This window comes from Burkholderia reimsis (assembly GCF_003294055.1).
Lineage (GTDB): Bacteria > Pseudomonadota > Gammaproteobacteria > Burkholderiales > Burkholderiaceae > Burkholderia > Burkholderia cepacia.
In genome coordinates, this window is sequence record NZ_QMFZ01000016.1 from 124,782 (window position 1) to 147,041 (window position 22,260).

Sequence of the window (22,260 nt, forward strand, 5' to 3'; positions counted from 1 at the left end):
CCCATCCACTGTGCAAAATTCGACCGATCGAGCATCCACACCCACGGCCGCGCCGCCGATGAGCTGGGACGACATCCGCTACTTCCTCGCGGTGATGCGCGGCGGCAGCCTGTCGGCGGCCGCGCGGACGCTGCAGGTTCAGCATTCGACGGTCGCGCGTCGCATCGACGCGCTGGAATCCGCGCTCGGCATCCGGCTGTTCGACCGGCTGCCGCGCGGCTGGCCGCCCACCGACGAAGGGCTGCACCTTGCCGAGCACGCCGCACGCCTCGAAGCGGACGCGCATGCGTTCGCGCGCGCCGCCCAGGGTGCGGCGGCACTCGACGGCGTGGTACGCGTATCGGCGTCGCCGGTGTTCGCCAGCCATTTCCTCGCGCCGCGCCTGGCCCGCGCGCAGCGCGCATGGCCGGCGCTGCGGATCGACCTGATGGGCGAGATGCACGCGGCGAACCTGTACGCGCGTGAAGCCGATCTCGCGGTGCGGCTGTCGCGGCCGACCGAGCCGGGGCTCGCGGCGCGGCGGCTCGGCACGATGCGCTTCGCGCTGTGCGCATCGCCGGAATGGGCGAGCGCGCCGCCCGACACCTGGCCGTTCGTCGGCTACGACGACGCGCTCGCGCAAACGCCGCAGCAGCAGTGGCTCGAGCGTTTCGCGGCCGGGCGCCGTTTCGCGTTCATCGCGAACGACCTCGCCGCGCAGCATCGCGCGTGCGCGGCGGGCGCCGGCGTCGCGCTGCTGCCGCGCTTTCTCGTCGACGATCCGGCTGCGCAGGCCGGTGCGCCGCTCGTCGAACTGACCGCCGCGCCGCGTTGCGATATCGAGCGCGAAATCTGGCTCGTCGTCCACCCGGACGTGCGCCGCTCGCCGCGCGTACAGCGTGTCGCGGATGCGATCGCCGAGGCGGTTCGCGCGGCGGATGGGCGGCTCTGACGCCCCGGCCTCGTCAGAACCGCTGCTGTAGCCCGGCCATGATCCCCAACTGGCTCTGCCCCGTTTCGACCGTGCCACCGGCGGCGACCGCCTTGCCTGCGGTCGCGCCGTTCAGCATGTAGCCGACCGACGTATAGACTCGCGTCCGCCTGGACAGCTGATGGTTGGCGCGCCCGGCCAGCAACGTCGCGTTCGCGTTGCTCGCGGGCCCGCGTTGCAGATAACGCGTGCCTTGTGCATCGAACGTGACCGCGGGCGTCAGCGCATAGGCCACGCCCGCGAAGACGATATCGGTCTGCAAATGGCCGGCCGCCGCGACGTTGTTCCTGATCCATCCCGCACCGAGCTTCGCGCGCCCCATCACCGCGTAGCCGCCGACGACGCCGTGCGTGCTCGTATGGGCGCTGCTGTCGAGCGGCGCCGATGCGCCGGCCCCGCCGCGCTTCACGTCGTAGGACGCCGCGACGCCAAAGCGCGCCGCGTCGTAAGCGACCAGCGCCGTATATTGCCGGCAGGCGAGCGGATTGCCCGGCACCTGCCCCGCGCAGCCGGTCGCGGAAGGCCCGGCCGGCCCGGCGGCATCGCGGCCGAAGCTGTAGGTGCCGCCGATCGTGAGCCCGCGGAACTTGCCCAGGTAACCGATCGCGTTGTCGCTGCGCGCATTCGGCAGATAGGCGTCGAAGTTGCTCGGCGAATGAATGGACGGCCCGATCACGTCGGCGTTAGCCAGCGCATGGGCCGTCATGTTCATTTGCCTGCCGAGCGTGAGCGTTCCGTATGCGCTGCTCAGCCCCACGTTCGCCTGCCGGCCGAACAGTCTCCCGCCGTAGTTGAGCCGACCGGTGCCGGGCTGAAAGCCGCTCTCGAGCACGAAAAACGCCCGGTTGCCGCCTCCCAGGTCTTCGGTACCCTTCACGCCCCACCGCGACGGCAATTCGCCGGTCAGATGCGGCATGCCCACCGCCGATCCGCCCTTCGCCGCATGGTTGTAGTACGAAATGCCGGTGTCGACGATGCCGTACAGCGTCACACTGCCCTGCGCCTGTACGGTGCCCGTCGTCGCGGTCAGCGACGATGCGAACACACTCCACCCCAGCATCGCCTTCGACGCCCTTGAATCGAGATGCATGACTGACTGTCCCCTTCACAGGATGCGGGCCGCGGCGTCGCCGTGCGCGAACGGCCGGCGGCCGCGCGCCGGCGCCACGGATAAGCCGTTCAGGACTGCCGGGCGGACGGCACGTGCCGTTCGGCGGCGGAAGCCGCCAGGCCGTGGCGCGACGCCGAGCGCCGCTGATCGATCAAGCCGACCGCGACGGCCGCCACCAGCGCGGGCAGCCCGATCGCCATGAAGTTCTGCGCCAGCGGCAGATCGATGCCCACCAGCACGCCGATGACGATCGGCGCCAGGATCGCGCCGCTGCGGCCCACACCCAACGTCCAGCCGATGCCGGTCGACCGGATCGCCATCGGATAGAACTGCCCCGCGTACGCGCAGTTGACGATCTGCGTGCCGATCGTCGACGCACCCGCGAGGCCGACCAGCACGAACAGCAGCGCGGTCGGCATCGGGTAGCCGAGCAGCGTGATCGACACGGCGGCAAGGAGATACATCGACACGAGCACCGTCTTGATCGGCAGGCGATCGGCCAGCCAGCCGCCGCCGATCGCGCCGGCCATCGCGCCGGCGTTCAGCACCAGCACGAACGTCAACGCCGAGCCGAGGCTGTAGCCGGCGCCCGCCATCAGCCGCGTCAACCACGAACTGAGCGCGTACACCATGAACAGGCACATGAAGCACGCGATCCAGAACATGATCGTGCTGAACCCGCGGCCGTCGTCGAACAGCTGCCGGACCGGCGCGTTGCCCGCGTGGTCGGCGCGCGGAACGACATAACAGTCGCCCGGTTGCGGCCGATAGGCGGGATCGAGCCGCTGCGCGATGCGCGCGAGTTCGTCCGTCCTGCCGTGCCGGATCAGGAACGGCAGCGATTCCGGCATCCATTTCATGAGCAGCGGAACGAGCAACACCGGCGCGCCCGCGGCGACGAACACGGATTGCCATCCATGGGCGTCGATCATCCCCTTGCCCATGACCGCCGCCAGCATGCCGCCGACGGAATAGCCGCTGAACATCAGCGTCACCAGCGTATTGCGCATGCGGCGCGGCGCGTATTCGGTCATGTGGGCGATCACGTTCGGCATGACGCCGCCGATGCCGATGCCCGCGAGGAAGCGCGCGACGCCGAACAGCACGGGCGTCGGCGCCAGCCCGGCCGCCGCGGTAAAGACGCTGAACAACGTCAGGCAGGCCGCGATGGCCCGGCGGCGCCCGATCCGCTCGGCGACGGTCCCGAACACGATGTTGCCGAACATCATGCCGAACAGCGCCGAGCTGACCATGAAGCCGGCCTGCGCGGGGTTGACGCCCATCTCCTTCATGATCGCCGGCAGCGCGATGCCGGCCACTGCCAGGTCGTAACCGTCGAACACGATGATCAGCGCGCACCAGAACAGCACGACGCCGTGCAGCTTGCCCAGCCGCGCATCGTCCGAGAGCGCCTGCAGGTTGATTTGACGCATGGAGCTTCCTTCCTTTTCCAGAGGGGATCCGGGCCCGGCGGTAGCCGTCGCATGACGCGAGTTCGAACCAATACGATCGATCGACCCATCAATTTAGTAGTTGTACGAATCATTGCCGTGAAATGCGCCGCTGTTCGTCCGGCTGCCGGCGCAGTGTAGGAAGCCACAATGATTTCCACTATCCGGAATTTGCAGGCCGCTCGCGAATCCGGTTCGTTTTTCTCGTGCGGCACGCCGTGCGCTATCCGGATTTTTCCCCGGCGGGGACGGGACTATCCGATTCTTGCGAAACTTTCGACAAGCCTGACAAAGATCAATATCATCCTTTCAGGATATCTCGCTCACAAGAGAAACCGATGTGGCACGACGCGCATCCGCGGCCAGCTGATGTGCTGCGCGAAAAACGCCACGCAGGAGACGCCCCATGCCCCTCACCCCGAATGCGGACGCATTGTCCGCGCTGTATCGGAATTGCGTGTTCCGATCCGGCCTGCGCACGGATGCGCACGAGCAGGTCTCGCTGGAACTGGCCGAGCATGCGCTGCGCTGGAAGCAGGGCGTACCCGACGCAGCGCTGTTCAAGGGGCAACTGAATCACCTGAGCGTCTACGCGCTGCAGTACGGCGCCGAGGTCGAAGTCGCCCCGCGCCCGTTCGACGGCTTTTCGCTCGTTCACACGTCCCTCGCGGGCGGCGCCGAAATCGAGTGCGACGGGCACGTGATGGGCGTGTCCGAAGGGCGCACCGCCGTACTGGCACCGACGTCGCGCGTGCGCCTCCGCTGGCGAACCGGCACCCGGCAGCTGATCGTCAAGGTGCCCGATTCGCTGATGCGCGCAGTCTGCGGCCGCCGGCCCGACGACGCGGCGCCCGGCCTCGCGCCAGGCTTCCTGTTGCCGACGGCGCTCGCGTCGCAGTGGGATCTGATCGCGCAGTCGCTGCTCAACGTGCTCGCCGTTGCCGACGACGGCGGCATACGAGCCGAATGGCGCGACCACTTCGAACAAAGCCTCGCGCTGTTCCTGCTCGTGCATTGCCCGCCGTCGCCCGCCGCCGTGCAAGCCGGCCCGGCGCTGCAAGCGCGCGGCGCCTCCGCGCAAGCCGGATCGCGCGGCGACATCCGGCAGATGGATGCGCTGCACGAATTCATCCACGCGCGGCTCTGCGCGCCGATCTCGTTCGAGGATCTCGCCCGCGCGGCCGGTGTCAGCCTGCGGACGCTGAACGTGCTGTGTCGCCGCTATCACGGCGCGACCCCGATGGAACTGCTGCGCAACATCCGGCTGGACGCCGCGCGCGTGCAGTTGCTGACCGACCCGGCCGCCAGCATCACCGATACGGCGCTGACGTTCGGCTTCGGGCACCTCGGCCGTTTTTCCGCCTACTACTTCGCCCGCTTCGACGAATTGCCGCGCGACACGCAGAAGAAGCGGGCGCCGAACTGAACCCCGCGGCGCCGAACGCGCGGATACCACGGCGTCGCCGCCGCTCGCCGCTCGCCGCTCGCCGCTCGCCATCGCCATCGCCATCGCCATCGCCATCGCCATCGCCGCAGCCACCGCTTTACGCGCCGGGCATTCGCCCGCATAGTAGTGGTTTTCCCGCACCCTACCCTGTCGCTACGTCGCCATGTCCATCTCGCCAGCCGCCTGCGTCGTCCGCGACGCGATCGACGCCGATCTCGACGCGATCCACTCGATCTATGCGCACCACGTGCACCACAGCGTCGCCTCCTTCGAGGAAACGCCGCCCGACGTCGCCGAACTGCGCGCGCGCCGCGACGCGGTACTGGGCCACGGGCTGCCGTACCTCGTCGCCGAATGCGACGGCCGCGTGGCCGGCTACGCATACGCGACGCCGTACCGCGCGCGCAGCGCGTACCGCTTCACGATCGAGGATTCGATCTACATCGACGATGCGCAGCGCGGGCGCGGGATCGGCCGCGCGCTGCTCGCGGCGCTGATCGAACGCTGCGAGGCCGGCCCGTGGCGGCAGATGATCGCGGTGATCGCCGATGGCGGCACCGGCGGCTCGACGTCGCTGCATCACGCGTTCGGCTTCGAGCCGGCCGGCACGCTGAAGGCGGCCGGTTTCAAGCACGGCCGCTGGATCGATACGGCGCTGCTGCAGCGGCCGCTCGGCGACGGCGCGCGCACGCTCCCCGTCTCGCCATAAGGTCCGGTCATGCGAATGACCGGCTCGCGCCGGCCCTTCACGCGCGTGAACGGACCCTGGCGCGCCACGTCGCGCTAGAATGGCCGCATGTCAAAACAGACTCATTCCACACCCGACGAGGCCGCGCCGGACTCCCGCAACGAGTACACGGTCGACGAGCTTGCGCGCGTGTCCGACACGACCGTGCGCAATGTCCGCGCGTACCAGGATCGCGGCTTGCTCGCGCCGCCGGAAAAGCGCGGACGCGTCGGCATTTACGACGACACGCACGTCGCGCGCCTGAAGCTGATCAACCACCTGCTCGCGCGCGGCTACACGCTGTCGAACATCCAGGACCTGATCAAGGCGATCGACGAAGGCCACGACCTGCGCTCGATCCTCGGCCTCGAAAACGCGATCGGCGGCCGCTGGTCGCACGAACTGCCGAAAACCTATTCGCTCGCCGCGCTCGCGCAGATGTTCGGCCCGCAGGCGACCACGCAGCTGTCACGCGTCACCGAACTCGGCCTGCTCGAACGGCGCGGCCTGTCGTTCGTCGCGAAGAGCCCCGCGCTGCTCGAAGCGGCGGCCGCGATGACGAAGGAAGGCATCCCGCCGCGTGAACTGCTCGACGTGATCAGCCTCGCGCGGCCGCATTTCGACGCGATCGCGCGGCTGCTCGTCGATCTCGTCGTGAAGCGGCTCGACCGCTACGACGCCGGCACGCTGCCGCCCGCCACCGACGTGCCCGAGCTGTCGACGCGATCTGGCGCCTGCGTCCGCTCGCGGCCGTGTTCGTCGAAGGCGAGACGAACCGCGCGCTGGAAACCGCCGCGAGCGCCTATCTCGGCGGCCGCGTCGCGACGATCCTCGACAAAAAGCTCAGCGACGAGGCCGCGCGGCAGTCCGGCACGCCGGCATCGGAACACGACGACGAAGCATAGGCGCGCCGCCGTCATATTCATATCGGCAATGCTTCGTTTGCGGGCGCGACCGCCCATGCGACGATTCTTCCAACCGAGCGGCACCGCCGCTCGCCCGAAGACGTTTTGCATGGAGTCCGTTCGATGATTCGTTTCACCCGCTGGATCGCCCGCACCGCCGCCATCACGCTCGTCACGCTGTCTGCGGCATCGGCCTTCGCACAAGGTAGCGCCGACAAGGTCGTGCGCATCGGCTACCAGAAGGCCGGCCTGCTGTCGGTCGTCAAGGCCCAAGGTTCGCTCGAAGCGCGGCTCAAGCCGCTCGGTTATGGCGTCCAGTGGTTCGAATTCCCGGCCGGGCCGCAACTGCTCGAAGCACTGAACGCGAACAGCATCGACTTCGGCTATACGGGCGCGCCGCCGCCCGTGTTCGCGCAGGCGGCCGGCGTGCACTTCGTCTACGTCGGCGCGGAACCGCCGGCGCCGCACAACGAAGCCGTGCTCGTGAAGGCCGATTCGCCGATCCGTTCGGTTACGGGCCTGCGCGGCAAGAAAATCGCGCTGCAGAAGGGCTCGAGCGCGAACTACCTGCTGCTCGAAGCCTTGCAGAAGGCCGGCGTGCGCTATGACGAAATCCACCCCGTGTACCTTGCGCCGGCCGACGCGCGCGCCGCGTTCGAAAGCGGCAACGTCGACGCGTGGGTCGTCTGGGATCCGTACTACGCGGCCGCGCAAAACACGCTGAAGGTACGCACGCTGTCCGACTACACGGGCCTCGCGGCGACCAACAACTTCTACGAAGCGACGCGGGACTTCGCGCAGCAGCATCCCGACGTGGTCGGCGCGATCCTGAAGCAGGCGCGCGAGACGGGCCTGTGGGTCAACGCGCATCCGGCCGACACCGCCGCGCTGATCGCGCCGAAGGTCGGCCTGCCGCAACCGCTCGTCGAGACGTGGATCAAGCGTGTCCCGTTCGGCGCGGTGCCGATCGACGACCGGATCGTCGCGGCCCAGCAAGGCGTCGCCGATGCGTTCTACGCGGCGAAGCTGATTCCGCAGAAGCTGAGCGTGGCCGACAACGCGTGGAGCGACAAGAGCATCGCATCCGCGCTCGCCGCGAAGTAGCGCGAACCCACGCTCGCACACGTCCATACGAAAAAGGCCGACGGGCATGCTGCCCGCCGGCCTTTTCTGCATTGCCCGACGTTGCGGAATCGGGGCGGCGAGCAACTGCCCGCTTCGCCAACGTCCCCGCTCGGCGCCACCATTGACCCGGTTGCTCTACGTGGTCACGTGCCGGCCGATGGTGTCGGCAGCCGTCCGGCCGTTCATCGCCTGCGCCTTCTTCGCGTCACGTTGACCTTCCGGGCGGGCGGCGCCGAAGACCGGGAAACGCGCTTCCTCAAAGATCGTCGTTCGACGACAACCACCCGGGTTCATATGCACCCAGTGCACGTGCCGGATAAAACCATCGCAGCGGCGCATCGTCGATCTGCAATGGCGGGCGAAGCCGCGATGCCGGCCCCCACGATGTGAGCTCGACATGGTCCGCCCGATCTCGCTGACCGTCGGCGGCCAGTTCGACCACCTCGCTCATCGGCTCCGGGCGCAACTGCAAGACGGCCGCCGTGCGCGCCAGCGAGGCGCGGACCTCGGTACCGACACCCTGCGTCATTCGCGTGGTCAGCCCGCGGATGGCGGCCGTCGCCATCAGGTAGCCCGTCGCATGGTCGATCGCCTGGACCGGCAGGTTCACCGGTTCATCGCTGCCCGTCACGCGCATGCCCGCCTCGGCGATTCCCGTGCTCATCTGAATGAGGCTGTCGAAGCCGCGCCGGAAACGCCACGCGCCGGTCCAGCCATAGGCGTCGAGCGACACGTCGATGAGCGCGGGATTCAGTTCGCGCCGTTGCGCGGCATCGAGCCCGAGGCGCGCGAGCGCGTCCGACCGGTAACCGTGCACGACGATATCCGCGCAGCGCAGCAACTGCCTGAGCGTATCGAGATCCGCGGCATCCTTCAGGTTCAGCCGCGCACAGCGCTTGCCGAGGACGACTTCGGGCACCGTACCCGGCTCCTCCCAGCCGTACGGATCGATGCGCAGCACCTCGGCACCCAGGCCCGCGAGAAATCGTGTCGCCACGGGGCCGGCGAGAATGCGCGTCAGGTCGAGCACGCGAATGCCGCGCAGCGGCCGATCGCTCGAAGGCCGCCACGCATGCGCGACGGCATCCGTCGCGGGGTGAACGTGCAGCAACGGTTCGGTTGCGACCGCCTGCCCCTGCGGATGCCCGGCCCACTCCTGCGCCGAGTACATCGCCGCGGCACACCCGCCACGCTCGACGATCGCCTCCTCGAGCGCACCGGCATCCCAGCGACTCACCGCCTGCGCGACCGACTCCGCATCGGCGGCACAGCCGAGTACCGACAACGCGGCCAGTCGATGATGCGGCGCGTTGGTGTGCAACCTGATCCAGCGATCGCGCGCCCGATAGTTGCCGGCCACCGGATCCCATTGAGGCGGCATCGTCCAGCCCTGCGGACGCAGCGACGTGCCGAACCACAGCGACGCCATGCGCCGGTCGACCTGTACCGCCGGCAACGTTCCTGCCGACGCATGCAGCAATTCGGCGACGGACGTCCCCGCCGCCCCGATTGCCGCCGCGGCCATGTCGGTTACGCGAAACGCGGAGACCAGTTCTCCGGCGCCGCTGAAGCTGCACGATTCGAGAAACGCCGGAGAGCCGCCGGCCGCCAGCCAGAACGTCCGCAAATGGCGCGACACCCGATCCTCGTCGTCCGTGGCCCGTTCCCGCGATATTTGATCGACACGCATGTTCGCCTCGCATGAATTAGGTGACGCAAAGATCGTCTCGCTCGCATTTGCTGTCAACGTTGATTATCCTGATCAACCTGTCGAACGATTCACTCTGCGCACGATGTCGAACTACCTGAATTCGACCGACGCCGCGGCAAGGCTCGGCGTCTCGCGGCAAACGCTTTATGCGTACGTCAGCCGCGGCCTGCTTCGCGCGGAACCCGGCGGCAGCCACCGTGAAAGCCGCTACCTCGCGGCCGACGTCGACCGGCTCGCGGATCAACGCGCACGAGGCCGCAAGCCGAAGGAAGTGGCAAAGGCCGCGCTGAACTGGGGCGCCCCGGTGCTCGAATCGAGCATCACGTTGATCGACGGCGGCCGGCTCTTCTATCGCGGTACGGATGCGCTCGATCTCGCGAGCCGGGCGAGCCTCGAGGAAGTCGCGGCGCTGCTATGGCGAAACGACGAGCAGACCGCTTTCGGCCGCCAGGCCCCTGCTACGCCCGCGGTACTGCGAACGCTCTTCAGGCACTACGGCGACCAACGTGCCGAGCAGGCGCTGCTGCCGCTCTTCACCGTCGCGAGCGAGGACGCGCCGACGGCGATCTGGCAGCAATTGTCCGATCGTCACGCACAGGGCTGCGGCGATCTCGTGCGGATTCTGGCGGCATGCCTGCTGCGCACCCGGATCGATACGGCCCCCGTCCACGTGCAATGCGCGCGGGCATGGGGCGTCGGGCCCGCGGGCGCCGAGCTGATCAGGGCGGCGCTCGTGCTGTGCGCGGATCACGAACTGAACGCGTCGAGCTTCACGGGCCGGTGCATTGCGTCGACGAACGCGAGCCTGCGGGCCGTCGTGGTCGGCGGCCTGGCCGGCCTGTCGGGCGAACGTCACGGCGCCACCACGGCGCGCGGCGAAGCGCTGTGGGACGAAATCGGCAATAAGGATGTCGAACGGAAAATGAGCGAGCGTCTCGCCCGGGGTGACGGCTTGCCGGGCTTCGGGCATTCGCTCTATCCCGACGGCGACGTGCGCGCGACGTACCTGTTGTCGCGGATCCTGCCGCGCCATCCTCAATGGAACAGGATGCTCGATGCAGGGAGCGCGCTCACCGGCCAGAAGCCCTCCGTGGATCTCGCGCTGGTGGCACTGCGCAGACATTTGCGGCTTCCCGTCGGTGCCGCATTCGGCCTGTTCGCACTGGGCCGCTCGATCGGCTGGATCGCGCACGGGCTGGAGCAGCGCGCGCAATCCGATCTCATCCGGCCGCGTGCGGTTTATACAGGAACATGGCCGGTTGGCACCGGTGTCGAGCCGGATCGCGCGCGATCCCGCGGACGATCGGGAAAGCAGCGAGCGACGCAGCACCGTGCTGCTCCGGTAGACGACATGCTTTCCGCATTCTTCAGGAATCGATAGCTGTTTGCTCGATGCCGCCGCCACGCAACATCGGTGACACGCGAATGCCTCGCCGGACGACGAAGGCAGCCACCCGCTGACGTTGCGCGGATGTCGCCGACGGATCGGCAAGGGCCTTCCACGAAATTCCCCGATGGCCTGTTGCCGGATCCACCGGATGCAAACGGCAATCGGCACACCGCGCATCGAGCCGAGCCGACAATTTGCGCGCGCCGCGCCGCCGGAACGCGCGTACCCGGCATGCCTGCTTACTTCAGCGCCCCCGCCACCTTCTTCTGCCGCCACAGACACAGCAGGTCACACGCAACATGCGCGGCCGCGATCGCCGTGATGTCCGCGTGGTCGTACGCAGGTGCCACCTCGACCACATCCGCACCGACCAGGTCGATCGCGCCGAGCGCGCGCACGATCGCGAGGGCCTGTGCCGACGACAGCCCACCCGCGACCGGCGTGCCGGTGCCGGGCGCGAACGCCGGATCGAGGCAATCGATGTCGAACGTCAGGTACGCGGGCCGCGCGCCGACGATGTCGACGATCCGCTCGACCGCCGCGCGCGCACCATGGTCGTGCACCCACGCGGCATCGAGCCGCTCGATCCCGAGGAAATCGTCGTTCCACGTGCGGATGCCGACCTGCACCGACGTCGCGGGATCGATCAGCCCTTCCTTCACGGCCTTGTAGAACATCGTCCCGTGATTGAGGCTGTCCGGATCGTCGTCGGCCCACGTATCGCAGTGCGCGTCGAAATGGATCAGCGACAGCGGCTTGCCGTAGCGCTCCGCGTGCGCGACCAGCAGCGGATACGTGATGTAGTGGTCGCCGCCGAGCGTCAGCATCTTCGCGCCCGAGCGCAGGATCGTGCGCGCATGCTCGACGATCGCGGGCTTGATCGACAGCGGGTTGTGCGCGTCGAACCAGCAGTCGCCGTAGTCGACGGCCGCGAGATCGTCGAACGGGTTGAAACCCCACGGATACGGGTGAAGCTCCGCGAGCTGCACGCTCGCCGCGCGAATCGCGGCCGGGCCGAGCCGCGCGCCGGAGCGATAGGTCGTCGCGAGGTCGAGCGGCACGCCGGAGATCGCGATGTCGACCCCGTCGAGCGCGCGCGAATAGTTGCGGCGCATGAACGACAGCACGCCCGCATAGGTGTTTTCGATCGACGAGCCGTACGGCGTCGTGCGACGGATCGCGCCGTCGCCATGGAGAAGTTCGGTCATGGTCGGACCATTTTTCGTGGAGGCCGGCCCGCGCCGCGTTGCATCGGCGCGCGGAGCGGGCACGGCATGGATTCATCGGGCACGCACCGGCTTGCGCATCCTGTCACGCGGCCGGGCGGAACAACGACAACGGCAATACCGCGGCGATCATAACAAGCCGAATTGATGTCGTTGCCACGGCTCGACCGGGGCAACACGTCGAAGAAACCGGGTGAAGGCGTTCGGCCGTCGTGCGCGCGGCAACGCCGGACCGCCACGGTTGCGGCCAGGCGCCTTTGCGTACCCTGCCTGCCGCGTCCTAGAAGGATTCGCCGGTTTTCCCGCGCCCGTTCTTCCGGATAATGGCCGGCAGCCGCGCCCTCGACCGTGCGCCGTCCACCGCAGACAACAACAAACCGGAGACACCCGCCTTGATCGCCACGCTTCCCGCCACCTACCGCCGGCTCTGGCCGCTCGCCGTCGTCGCCGCGCTGCTGTACGGGCTGTCGCTCGCTGCCGCCCCCTATCCCGGCCAGGCCGCCGCGAAAGCCGCGATGGGCATCCTGCTGCTCGCGGCGGGCAGCACCTGCGGCGCGGCGCGCGAACGCGCGTGGCTGTGCGCGGCGCTCGTGACCGCCGTGCTTGGCGACGTGCTGCTCGCGCTGCCCGACTGGCCGCTGTCGTTCGTCCTCGGCCTCGGCGCATTCCTGCTCACGCACCTGTGCTATTGCGCGATCTTCATGCGCTGGCGCGCACGGCCGCACGGCTGGCGCGTCGTCGCGCTCGTCGGGCTGTGGATCGCCGCCCCGGCGTTCTACGTGGCGTTCTTCCCGCACCTCGGCGAGCTGCTCGCACCCGTCGCCGTCTACATGCTCGTGCTCTGCGTGATGGCGAGCTTCGCGCTCGCGGCCCGCACGCGCGGCCCGCTGGTGGCCGTCGGCAGCCTGATCTTCGTCGGCTCCGATACGCTGATCGGCGTCGGCCGTTTCCTCGGCGGCTTTCCGGGCATCGAGTACCTGATCTGGGGCCTCTACGCGCTCGCGCAGGTCACGATCGTGGCCGGGGTTTTCCATGAGACGGCCGCCCAACCGATCCGTCCCTGATACCGTTTCAAACAGACCGCCGCACGCCGGCGGTCTCGTCCGCTCCCTCTCTTGCCCTGCCGACGGCCCTTTCCGCGCATTCCGCGATGCGGAAACCGGCCTGTTCCAAACCCCGCTCAGCCTTTTCCAGCCTGGCTTCCGGCCCTTAGAGCGCCGCTTCTAGCCTCTTGCGGTTTCCGGGTTCACCCACTATCGTTACATCAAACAATGTAACATTCGAAAATGAGCCAAATCGGAGACACCCGGATGAATGCTCGCACGTTGCCTTTCGGTCCGCCCGGCCACGACGGCCTGGACGAAACCATCGACATCGCCATCATCGGCACCGGCTTCGCCGGCCTCGGGATGGCGATCCGCCTGCGGCAAACAGGCGTGACCGACTTCGTCGTCCTCGAGAAGGCCGCGTCGGTCGGCGGCACGTGGCGCGACAATCATTACCCCGGGTGTGCATGCGACGTGCAATCGCACGTCTATTCGTTCTCGTTCGCGCCGAACCCGCGCTGGACGCGCATGTTCGCGCCGCAGCCCGAGATCCGCGCCTACCTGGAAGACTGCGTGCAGCGCTTCGGGATCGGCGCGCACCTGCGCCTGAACCACGAACTGCAGCGCGCCGAGTACGACGACGCCGCGCAACGCTGGCGCCTCACGTTCGCGAACGGCAAGCGGCTGTCGGCACGCGTGCTGGTGTCCGGGATGGGCGGCCTGTCGCGCGCCGCGCTGCCGTCGATTCCCGGCGTCGAGAATTTCAAGGGCCGCGCGTTCCACTCGCAGCACTGGGATCACGACTATGCGCTCGAAGGCAAGCGCGTCGCGGTGATCGGCACCGGCGCGAGCGCCATCCAGTTCGTGCCGCAGATCGCGCCGCGCGTTAAGGCACTCGCGCTGTTCCAGCGCACGCCGCCGTGGATCATGCCGAAACCCGACCGCAACCTGACCGGGTTCGAGAAGTGGCTGTTCCGTACGCTGCCGTTCACGCAGAAGGCCGTGCGCAGCGGCATCTACTGGATGCTCGAATCGCGCGTGCTCGGCTTCGCGATCCATCCGTCGCTGATGAAGAACGTGCAGAAGCTCGCGCTGCGCCACATCCGCAAGCAGATTCCCGATCCGGAGCTGCGCAAGACCGTCACGCCGAACTACACGCTCGGCTGCAAGCGCGTGCTGATCTCGAACGACTACTACCCGGCGCTGTCACGCAAGAACGTCGACGTGATCACGACCGGCATCGACCACATCGAAGCCGACGCGGTCGTGACGACCGACGGCCGCCGCCATGAAGTCGACTGCCTGATCTACGGCACCGGCTTCCAGGTGGCCGATCCGTTTCCGCGCGGCGCGATCATCGGCCGCGGCGGGCTCGACATCGTCGACGCATGGCGCGACGGCGCGCACGCGTATCTCGGCTCGACGCTACCCGGCTACCCGAACTTCTTCATGATCGTCGGCCCGAACACGGGCCTCGGCCACAACTCGATGGTGTTCATGATCGAGTCGCAGATCGAGTACATCCTCGGCGCGTTGCAGGCGATGCGTCGCGAACGCGCGGATGCGATCGAAGTACGCCCGCTCGTCGAGGCGCAATTCAACAGCGACCTGCAGGGCAAGCTGAAAAAGGCGATCTGGTCGACGGGCGGCTGCAAGAGCTGGTATCTCGATCCGCGCACCGGCAAGAACACCACGCTGTGGCCGGGCTTCACGTGGCGCTTCCGCCAGGCGACCGCGCATTTCTCGATCGCCGATTACCACGCGTATCGCGCGCCGCAACTCGACACCACGGCGCGGCCCGCCGCCGCGCCGGCCGCTGCCGCTTCGCCTTCGACTTCCGCCGAAGCGGCCTGAGCCAGACAAGGAGCAACCGACATGAGAGATTTCGCCAACAAGGTCGCCGCGATCACGGGTGCCGGCTCGGGCATGGGCCGCTCGCTCGCGATCCAGCTCGCACAGGCAGGCTGCCACGTGTCGCTCGCCGACAAGAACGGCGTGGGCCTCGCCGAAACCGAACGGATCGTCCGCACGATCGCGCCGAACGTGCGGGTCTCGACACGCGTGCTCGACGTGGGCGAGCGCGATGCGATGTTCGCGTGGGCCGACGACACCGCGAAAGAACACGGCAAGGTCAACCTGATCTTCAACAACGCGGGCGTCGCGCTGTCGAGCACGATCGAAGGGATGGACTACAACGATCTCGAGTGGATCGTGAACATCAATTTCTGGGGTGTCGTGCACGGCACGAAGGCATTCCTGCCGTACCTGAAGGCATCGGGCGACGGCCACGTGATCAACACGTCGAGCCTGTTCGGGATCTTCGCGCAACCGGGCATGAGCGGCTACAACGCGACCAAGTTCGCGGTGCGCGGCTTCACCGAATCGCTGCGCCAGGAACTCGACATGATGAAGTGCGGCGTCTCGGCGACCTGCGTGCATCCGGGCGGCATCCGCACGAACATCGCGCAGGCGAGCCGCGTGTCGAAGAACATGGTCGGCTTCATGGTCGCGAGCGAGCAGCAAGGCCGCGACACGTTCGAGAAGTTCTTCATCACGACCGCCGACGATGCGGCGCGCACGATCCTCGCGGGCGTGCGCAAGAAGAAGCGCCGCGTGCTGATCGGACGCGACGCGAAGGCCGGCGACTGGATGGCGCGCGTGCTGCCGTCCGCGTACCAGGCGCTCGTCGTGTTCGCGACGCGCCGCGAGGCCGCCCGCGCGCGCCGTGACGCCGCGCGCGGCACGCCGGCACCCGCGCCGCTGCACGCCACCTACAACAATGCAGGCAATCAGGGAGGAGAACAATCATGACGACCCCGAACATGATGCCGGTGCGGCGCGACATCCGTTTCGCGCTGCCGCCGGAACGCGCGAAGGACTGGCATGTACAGGGCGTACCGGTCACGCACTTCATGAACGCGCTGTCGCTGCTGTTCCCGGCCGGCGAACGCTTCTTCATGGATTCGGTACGCAACTATCGCGACCGGATCGAGGATCCCGAACTGAAGAAACAGGTACTCGGCTTCATCGGCCAGGAAGCGATGCACACGCGCGAGCACATCGAATACAACGACCTGCTGCAGTCGTCCGGCCTGCCCGCGCACAAGCTCGACAAGCGCCTGTGGACGATCCTCGGCTGGTTCAAGAAGGTGCTGCCGCATTCGATGCAGCTCGCCATCACGATCGCGCTCGAGCACTACACGGCGATCCTCGCGAACCAGTTGCTGTCGGGTCACGAGCACCGGATCGACGGCTCGGTCGAAGGCTACCAGCAGATGTGGATGTGGCATGCGATGGAGGAAACCGAGCACAAGGCCGTGTCGTACGACGTATGGACCACCGTGATGAAGCCGGGCCTCGGCAGCTACCTGCTGCGCACGGGCACGATGCTGACGACGACCGTGTTCTTCTGGACGATCGTGTTCGACTTCCACGTGCGCCTGATGCGCGCGCACCGTCGCGAACACGGCAAGTTCGGCGGCATGTGGCGGCTCGTGAAGTACCTGTACGGCCCGAAACACGGCGTGTTCCCGAGCATCGCGCGCGAATGGCTCGACTACTTCCGCCCCGGCTTCCACCCGTGGGACCACGACAACCACCAGTACCTGCAGGGGCTCGACACGCTGCTCGAGAACATCGACGCGACCAACGCGCGCTACGCCGCGCAAGCCGCCCCGCGCCGCGTGCCGCTGCACCCGGTTGCGCAGGCATGACGCCATGGCGCGCGCCCACGAGATGCTGACCGTCCAGTCCGGCGACGTAAAACTCGCCGTCTACGTGAGCGGGTCGCGTCGCGCCCCGCCGCTGATTCTCGTGCACGGCTACCCCGATTCGGCGGCCGTGTGGGCGCCGATCCGCGCGCGGCTCGCGAAGCGCTACCGCGTGATCGCGTACGACGTGCGCGGCGCCGGCGCGTCCGATGCGCCGCGCCGCCGCGCCGACTACACGCTCGAACGGCTCGCCGGCGACCTGAAGGCCGTGGCCGACGCGACCTGCGGCGGCCGGCCGTTCCATCTGGTCGGCCACGACTGGGGCTCGATCCAGTGCTGGGAGGCCGTGACCGACCCCGCGTTCCGCGGCCGGATCACGTCGTACACGTCGATCTCGGGCCCATGCCTCGATCACGTGTTCCGCGCGAAGATGCGGCTCAAGCAGAGCCTGAAGTCGTGGTACATCGCGTTCTTCCACCTGCCGGTCGTGCCGTCGCTGGTGTGGCGGCTCGGCGGCGCGGCGCTGTGGCCGCGCTGGCTGCAGATCACCGAACGCGTGCGTGCCGAGCGCGATCCCGTGCAACTGAAGAATGCGCTGAACGGCATGCAGCTTTACCGCGCGAACTTCCTTGCGCGGGCGCGCAAACCGCGCGAACGGTATGCGCAGGCGCCGGTGCAGATCCTCGTGCCGGTGCGCGACCGCTACGTGACGCCCGAAATGTCGGTCGACCTCGACCGCTGGCTCGGCGACCACGTGCGCGAGGAAATCGACGGCAGCCACTGGGTCGTGCTGCGCCACCCCGACATCATCGCGTCGCGGATCGACCGCTTCGCGTCCGCGCAGGAGCGGCCGCCCGTCGCGAACGCCGCGGTTCAGCGGCCCGTCGGCGCCGGCAGGCGTCTGAACAGCGTCTCGTAGTCGATCACGAGCCCGTCGTCGTCGATGTCCATCTCCGCGGTGAAATTCCGGAAGATGCCAAACCAGGCTGGCGGCGACACGCGGACGAGAGTGCAGGCTGTACCACGCTTCGAGTTCTTGACTCAGCGAGTAGTGCTTGCTGGCTTCCCCCCAAGCGCCGTGGTTCAACCAAATCTCAATCGGACCAGACATCGCCTGATTCGCCTTGAAGAACGGGGGCACGTTTACTTCTGGCGCAACAGCATGCCGAAGGCTGATACGATCCGCACATCCCCGATGACTCCAGTAGCTTGGGTGTGTCGCCACATTGGATTCATGGCCCGACTTCCTCGACTCGATTTGCCCAGCATTCCTCAGCACATCGTGCAGCGGGGTAACAATCGCCTCCCCTGCTTTCTCGATGACGCCGACCGGCAGCGTTATCTGCATCTGCTCCGCGATGCGTTGCTGCACACGGGTAGCCTTCTTCACGCCTACGTGCTCATGGACAATCACGTTCACCTCTTGCTGACACCACTCGATACCGGCGTGACCGCGCAACTGATGCAGAAGCTTGGGCGTCAGGACGTCGATCAATTCAAAGCAAAACCGCAGAGCCGGTCGTTATCGGGAGGGAACTGAGGTTCTGAATACGTCAGTATGACCAGTTGAGGCAGCGCCATCACCGGCATGATCAGCAGTACGATGACCAGGTCCACCCAGATCGTCAGCGGAAGCCACCAGCGGCGCTTCGTATCGGTGAAGGATTCCAGCACCCAGCGCCCCCCGCAACGCTGTAGAACATCGCGCCAAGTACGAGGCGGCGATTCAATCGTGGGGGCCGGAAGGCCTGTGTCTCCTGCCATGTAGCGCTGCAGCCATACCCATGTTGAGGCATTGCTATATCCAATGCGTAAGCCAATGATTGGAATTCGGACGAGTTCTTCACCTGTCAGATTTGACGGATATCCCACTAGATAGAGATAGCCTTGCCCCCTGCCGTGATAATAGTCGACAGCAAGTAAATCATCCCAATCAAGCACCCAAAGCATACCTTGCCCATCGTCACTGTATGAAACGTAGTAAACTTTTCGCTCTCGCCGCTCAATTCTCACACGAGATGACCGACAACGATATCTCGCCCCCAGCATCCGAGAAGACAAAATTCCAACAATATAAGAAATCGGCAAAAACAAAAAAAACAAATATCCGTCACCTCCACCAAAAATCAAGACCAAAAAAATAACCAATACCACATAAACAACCAAAGACCAAATTATGATTTCAAAAGTGCTATTGTCGCGCTGCATAGTATCAGACGTGATCTCGACACAATGACCACTTTGACGCAAGATGGAAATACTAGCTTTAGCGGAACCATCAATTTCACGCGGCAGCAGATCACACGCGGACCGAAACGAGTTCCAGCGCGCCTGAATTTCAGATAACTTTGGCAACCGCCGTGCCCTCGACGCAGCCATTATTGTGGCTCCTTCACCGGATCGAGCAAGCTAGGCGAAATAGGCTCGGTTAGCCAGGTTCCCCGGGTAAATATCAAAGGTTGGCGTTGCGGCAATAATGCTAATTCAGGTTGACCGCCCGGATCCGGACGGTAGCAGTAGTCCAACTCGACTTTTGCATCAGCACGCATGGTAATGCGCCACGTCAGTACGCGAGCCCCGTTCTGTGTGACATCAGTACCTGTAAACATAAACGCATCATCGTAGGGAAATCGATAGTCCAGAGGCACGAAAAGCGGTCCGTCAACCTGCTTCAAGGACTTACCGTTGCGATGTACGCGCAAGCTGTGAAGGAATGGAGCGAAAATTTCAAGATCTTGCGTAGAGACCTTTTCGCTATCATTTGGATAGCCGGGCAATACGATCGAAAGAATCAGAGTACCGACGCCGTCGGCGGTTATCTCTTGATGAAGCGCCTTGGCGTCTTGCCACATCCCATAGAAGGGGACAAAAGAGCGCCAAGCTAAATTGCTAAGCGTGAGTGGCACAGCACTCTTCGGATCTTCCCACTCCGCAACTACACGAGCTCCATAGACCGCCCCATGGAAGGCCGCCAATTCTTCCTGAAGGGTTCGAAAACGGTAACGAGCATCACCCCGGCTCCAGAAGCTGTGTGCAAGCCATACTTCATCGGGCTGGAACTTTGCAGCTAACGCTCGATAGGAAAAGTAGACGACCGCTCCTGTCGCTAGGGCGGCAAGAATTAGCCAACCTACTGGTCCCGCGATGCCCAATCCACCCACGACTGCCGTCACAGATGTCGTGCTGAAAAACATACTGGCCGCGGCAAGTGCGCCGAAACCCGCTGAAGCCAGATATATTCGTCCAGCTTCATTATTCTGGGCAGCGCCGAATGCCCGCGCGGACCGTACGACATCAGCTACAGCGCCTAGTGCAGCTGCTCCCGCACCGAAACGGGTAGCCACTGTTCGCGCCGCTAGTGCGCCGCCGAGTCTCGACGCTTTTAGTGTTGCCCCACTCGCCAGTAAACGGAGTTGTAGCAAGTCGCCTTTTATGTAGTAGCCTGCACTAAGGACTGCAGATATTGCCGACAGAAACGTAGCAGCGGACATGGTTCTTGATTGCAAATCCTTTGACAAAAATCCATCCTGCATAAGATCACTCGTTGACGCTCGCAAGGCCATCACCGCAGACACCGCGGCCAATCCGGTGATCGCATACTCCCCGCCAACGATACCTCGCTGGGCAGTAGCATAACCGTGACTTGCCTGCATTTTCTTTAGCATGCGCTGGAATACGTTACCCTCCAGCTTGAACTTCTGCTCCGCACCTGCGGGAGACGGACTGATGTAGTCTTTGCCAGCCCCCTTGGAGACCACCTCGAACAGCGTCACCTTGGCCGACAGGTTGCGCAACGGCCTCGCGAGGGTAATACCCCATTTTCTCAGTTGCTTTTGGCTCATGATCTGTTCGCCACGGAACTGAGAATATTGCTTTGTGGCTTCGGCACTGCTAACTCGGTATGTGACCAGGGTTTCGCCCACGCGAATTTCTGCAAATAGACGCAGGCGCCGTGTAATCACATCCGCCTTGGGATTAGGCAAGGCCTTATCAGCGAGCAGCGGCATCATCAAATTGACTAGTGTGCCGGAATACGGCGTTGCCGGTCGATCGATATTGAACTGAAAGATTGGCGCAAATCCTGCAACACCTATATCAAGCACATTCTTTAGCAGATCGGGATTGGCGAAACGCTGGTGAAGTTCAGGTATACCGTGCGCCAAAGAAAGCCATACTGGGCTCTTTTCAGGGGCCGCCAAGAGGAGGTCCTTGTACACAGCGCGGCCAGCTTCACTATGAGTAAGATCGCCCACGCATAGCGTGACAACACGCTCATAGTCTTGCGCGTTTTCTTTTGCGCCTAAATCGAAACAAGCAAAAACTTTGCTTAGCCAATCATCGTGCCAATCCTTGCCCATTGCACTGCCGGCCGTTCTGACCCAACGCTCAAGATCGCTCACTCGCTTCTCTATATCGGCTTGCTTTTTCTTTATCGTGCGCTCATATGAAAACATGAACGGTATGGCATTCCCATAAGCTCGATCTGCATTTTCGTTCTCGTAGTAGCGAACGAGTTTTTGACGCTTTGCATAAAACTCAGAATCCGCATTCTTCTGAAGGTTCTGCAAATACAGTTTTACGATGGTAGCGCTGGTATAAGCATGATTATTGTCGGCCTCGTATACTTGCCGTTCGGCCGCAGCAACTGCGGCGAGATGTCCTAGCTCACTGGTGATGCCAATCGGATCGTGCAGCGCCACCGCTAAAGGAACGACGCCCTTTGTCGGAGCAAGCGCCATATGGGCGCCCGTAATCACCACGTCGTAGGTCGCATACTTTTCTGGCGCGGTTATTTCGCTCCATTTGTAGTACCCCGACTTCCCATTCAATGTCGGTCTTACGAGCTCCGGTGCGGCGGATGCGATCAGTGCGATATTAAATGCGTGCGTTTGTTCGACACCACCGGATGGCCTGACCTTTGTCGCCAGCTTGGTGCGGACGCCACCTTTATCAATCTCGATATTCCACAGCCTTGCGTGGGTTAGCATTGTTTCGCTAACCATCAGATAGACGATCTCTGCGGTTTTGCTCTCCGGGGCAAGTAGAAAGGGTTTGGCACCGGCCATATCGGGGCGTGCGAGCCGACCCGGGGTGGCGTCGTTGTCATCGGCGCGAGTCCACCAAATACGAGCAAAGCGCATGTCGTCGGTGACTTGGTAGTGCTGCGTCCACATGCGGCCGTTCTCGAAATAGCAGAGGTAGACGTAGGTGCCTGGACGCAGCACGCGCAAGCCGTAGGCCTTGCCCCCTTTGAGCGCGGGATAGCCCTCGGTACTGAGCGTCGAAAACACTTTGCTGTCTAGAGCGCTATCGGCAATGCCATAGCGCAACGGGTAGATAGGCACGCCCCGCTCGCACGGCGGCGCCGAGGCGGCTTGGCGGATTTTCTTCTCGCCGGGACGATCCGGACCCAGGGCTTTTTTAGAATTGGTTGCCATGTC

At 65.2% G+C, this 22,260-nt stretch carries 17 protein-coding genes and 2 pseudogenes; 12 read left to right on the plus strand and 7 right to left on the minus strand.

The features are described 5' to 3' along the window. Positions 1-58 precede the first annotated feature (58 nt). The gene (locus tag DPV79_RS19750; protein ID WP_113046262.1) at positions 59-931 is read left to right on the plus strand and encodes a LysR family transcriptional regulator; all 873 of its coding nucleotides are present in this window, start codon (positions 59-61) and stop codon (positions 929-931) included. A gap of 13 nt (positions 932-944) precedes the next feature. Here DPV79_RS19750 and DPV79_RS19755 read toward each other — a convergent pair whose 3' ends face one another. Together DPV79_RS19755 and DPV79_RS19760 are read right to left on the minus strand one after the other, a co-directional pair. Beyond that, positions 945-2,030 (minus strand): porin, encoded by a 1,086-nt coding sequence (locus DPV79_RS19755; RefSeq protein ID WP_113046263.1) that lies wholly within the window; start codon positions 2,028-2,030, stop codon positions 945-947. A gap of 119 nt (positions 2,031-2,149) precedes the next feature. After that, positions 2,150-3,514, minus strand: a complete 1,365-nt coding sequence (locus tag DPV79_RS19760; RefSeq protein ID WP_113046264.1) for an MFS transporter — start codon at positions 3,512-3,514, stop codon at positions 2,150-2,152. 424 nt (positions 3,515-3,938) lie between these two features. Between DPV79_RS19760 and DPV79_RS19765 the strand changes: the two genes are divergently transcribed. The 4 genes and pseudogenes from DPV79_RS19765 (at position 3,939) to DPV79_RS19780 (ending at position 7,715) form a co-directional block, all read left to right on the plus strand. Further along, positions 3,939-4,958 carry an AraC family transcriptional regulator gene (locus DPV79_RS19765; protein ID WP_113046265.1) on the plus strand — a complete coding sequence of 340 codons (1,020 nt, stop codon included), beginning with the start codon at positions 3,939-3,941 and terminating at the stop codon, positions 4,956-4,958. 184 nt (positions 4,959-5,142) lie between these two features. Beyond that, positions 5,143-5,688, plus strand: a complete 546-nt coding sequence (locus DPV79_RS19770) for a GNAT family N-acetyltransferase (protein WP_113046266.1) — start codon at positions 5,143-5,145, stop codon at positions 5,686-5,688. A gap of 87 nt (positions 5,689-5,775) precedes the next feature. Beyond that, a pseudogene (locus tag DPV79_RS19775) lies at positions 5,776-6,611 on the plus strand (MerR family transcriptional regulator). Positions 6,612-6,734: 123 nt separating this feature from the next. Continuing rightward, positions 6,735-7,715, plus strand: coding sequence for a sulfonate ABC transporter substrate-binding protein (locus tag DPV79_RS19780; RefSeq protein WP_113046267.1), 981 nt, complete (start codon positions 6,735-6,737; stop codon positions 7,713-7,715). Between the two features lie 277 nt (positions 7,716-7,992). Here DPV79_RS19780 and DPV79_RS19785 read toward each other — a convergent pair whose 3' ends face one another. Beyond that, positions 7,993-9,426 carry a CoA transferase gene (locus DPV79_RS19785; RefSeq protein WP_113046268.1) on the minus strand — a complete coding sequence of 478 codons (1,434 nt, stop codon included), beginning with the start codon at positions 9,424-9,426 and terminating at the stop codon, positions 7,993-7,995. A gap of 103 nt (positions 9,427-9,529) precedes the next feature. Here DPV79_RS19785 and DPV79_RS19790 point away from each other — a divergent pair, with 103 nt between their 5' ends. Next, complete coding sequence (locus DPV79_RS19790; RefSeq protein ID WP_113046269.1) at positions 9,530-10,828, plus strand: citrate synthase family protein; 1,299 nt, start codon at positions 9,530-9,532, stop codon at positions 10,826-10,828. A gap of 248 nt (positions 10,829-11,076) precedes the next feature. Here the strand turns inward: DPV79_RS19790 and speB are convergent, their stop codons facing one another. Beyond that, on the minus strand, positions 11,077-12,045 hold the full coding sequence (gene speB, locus DPV79_RS19795; protein WP_113046270.1) for an agmatinase: 969 nt from the start codon (positions 12,043-12,045) through the stop codon (positions 11,077-11,079). A gap of 410 nt (positions 12,046-12,455) precedes the next feature. Between speB and DPV79_RS19800 the strand changes: the two genes are divergently transcribed. The 5 genes from DPV79_RS19800 (at position 12,456) to DPV79_RS19820 (ending at position 17,738) form a co-directional block, all read left to right on the plus strand. After that, positions 12,456-13,127 carry a lysoplasmalogenase gene (locus tag DPV79_RS19800; protein ID WP_048022562.1) on the plus strand — a complete coding sequence of 224 codons (672 nt, stop codon included), beginning with the start codon at positions 12,456-12,458 and terminating at the stop codon, positions 13,125-13,127. A gap of 246 nt (positions 13,128-13,373) precedes the next feature. Next, entirely contained in the window at positions 13,374-14,963 is a 1,590-nt protein-coding gene (locus DPV79_RS19805) for a flavin-containing monooxygenase (protein WP_059686114.1), read from the plus strand. 21 nt (positions 14,964-14,984) lie between these two features. Then, a complete protein-coding gene (locus DPV79_RS19810) occupies positions 14,985-15,920 on the plus strand; it encodes an SDR family NAD(P)-dependent oxidoreductase (RefSeq protein ID WP_113046271.1) in 936 nt (311 codons plus the stop codon). Then, positions 15,917-16,822, plus strand: a complete 906-nt coding sequence (locus DPV79_RS19815; protein ID WP_021156859.1) for a metal-dependent hydrolase — start codon at positions 15,917-15,919, stop codon at positions 16,820-16,822. Before DPV79_RS19810 ends, DPV79_RS19815 begins: the two co-directional genes overlap by 4 nt. 4 nt (positions 16,823-16,826) lie before the next feature. Beyond that, on the plus strand, positions 16,827-17,738 hold the full coding sequence (locus DPV79_RS19820) for an alpha/beta fold hydrolase (RefSeq protein ID WP_113046272.1): 912 nt from the start codon (positions 16,827-16,829) through the stop codon (positions 17,736-17,738). Here the strand turns inward: DPV79_RS19820 and DPV79_RS19825 are convergent. Beyond that, positions 17,693-17,797: pseudogene (locus tag DPV79_RS19825) on the minus strand (putative glycolipid-binding domain-containing protein); the annotation flags it as partial. The gene DPV79_RS19820 and the pseudogene DPV79_RS19825 sit on opposite strands and share 46 nt — an antisense overlap. A 256-nt stretch (positions 17,798-18,053) precedes the next feature. On the opposite strand from DPV79_RS19825, the gene DPV79_RS19830 reads away from it, so the two are divergent. Continuing rightward, positions 18,054-18,359 (plus strand): transposase, encoded by a 306-nt coding sequence (locus DPV79_RS19830; protein WP_113046273.1) that lies wholly within the window; start codon positions 18,054-18,056, stop codon positions 18,357-18,359. On the opposite strand, the gene DPV79_RS42160 is transcribed toward DPV79_RS19830, so the two are convergent. Both DPV79_RS42160 and DPV79_RS19835 read right to left on the minus strand, forming a co-directional pair. After that, the gene (locus DPV79_RS42160; RefSeq protein WP_133295688.1) at positions 18,311-19,198 is read right to left on the minus strand and encodes a hypothetical protein; all 888 of its coding nucleotides are present in this window, start codon (positions 19,196-19,198) and stop codon (positions 18,311-18,313) included. The two genes, DPV79_RS19830 and DPV79_RS42160, sit on opposite strands and share 49 nt — an antisense overlap. Then, positions 19,198-22,257, minus strand: coding sequence for a toxin VasX (locus tag DPV79_RS19835; RefSeq protein ID WP_113046274.1), 3,060 nt, complete (start codon positions 22,255-22,257; stop codon positions 19,198-19,200). The genes DPV79_RS42160 and DPV79_RS19835 overlap by 1 nt, the downstream gene beginning before the upstream one ends. Positions 22,258-22,260 lie beyond the last annotated feature (3 nt).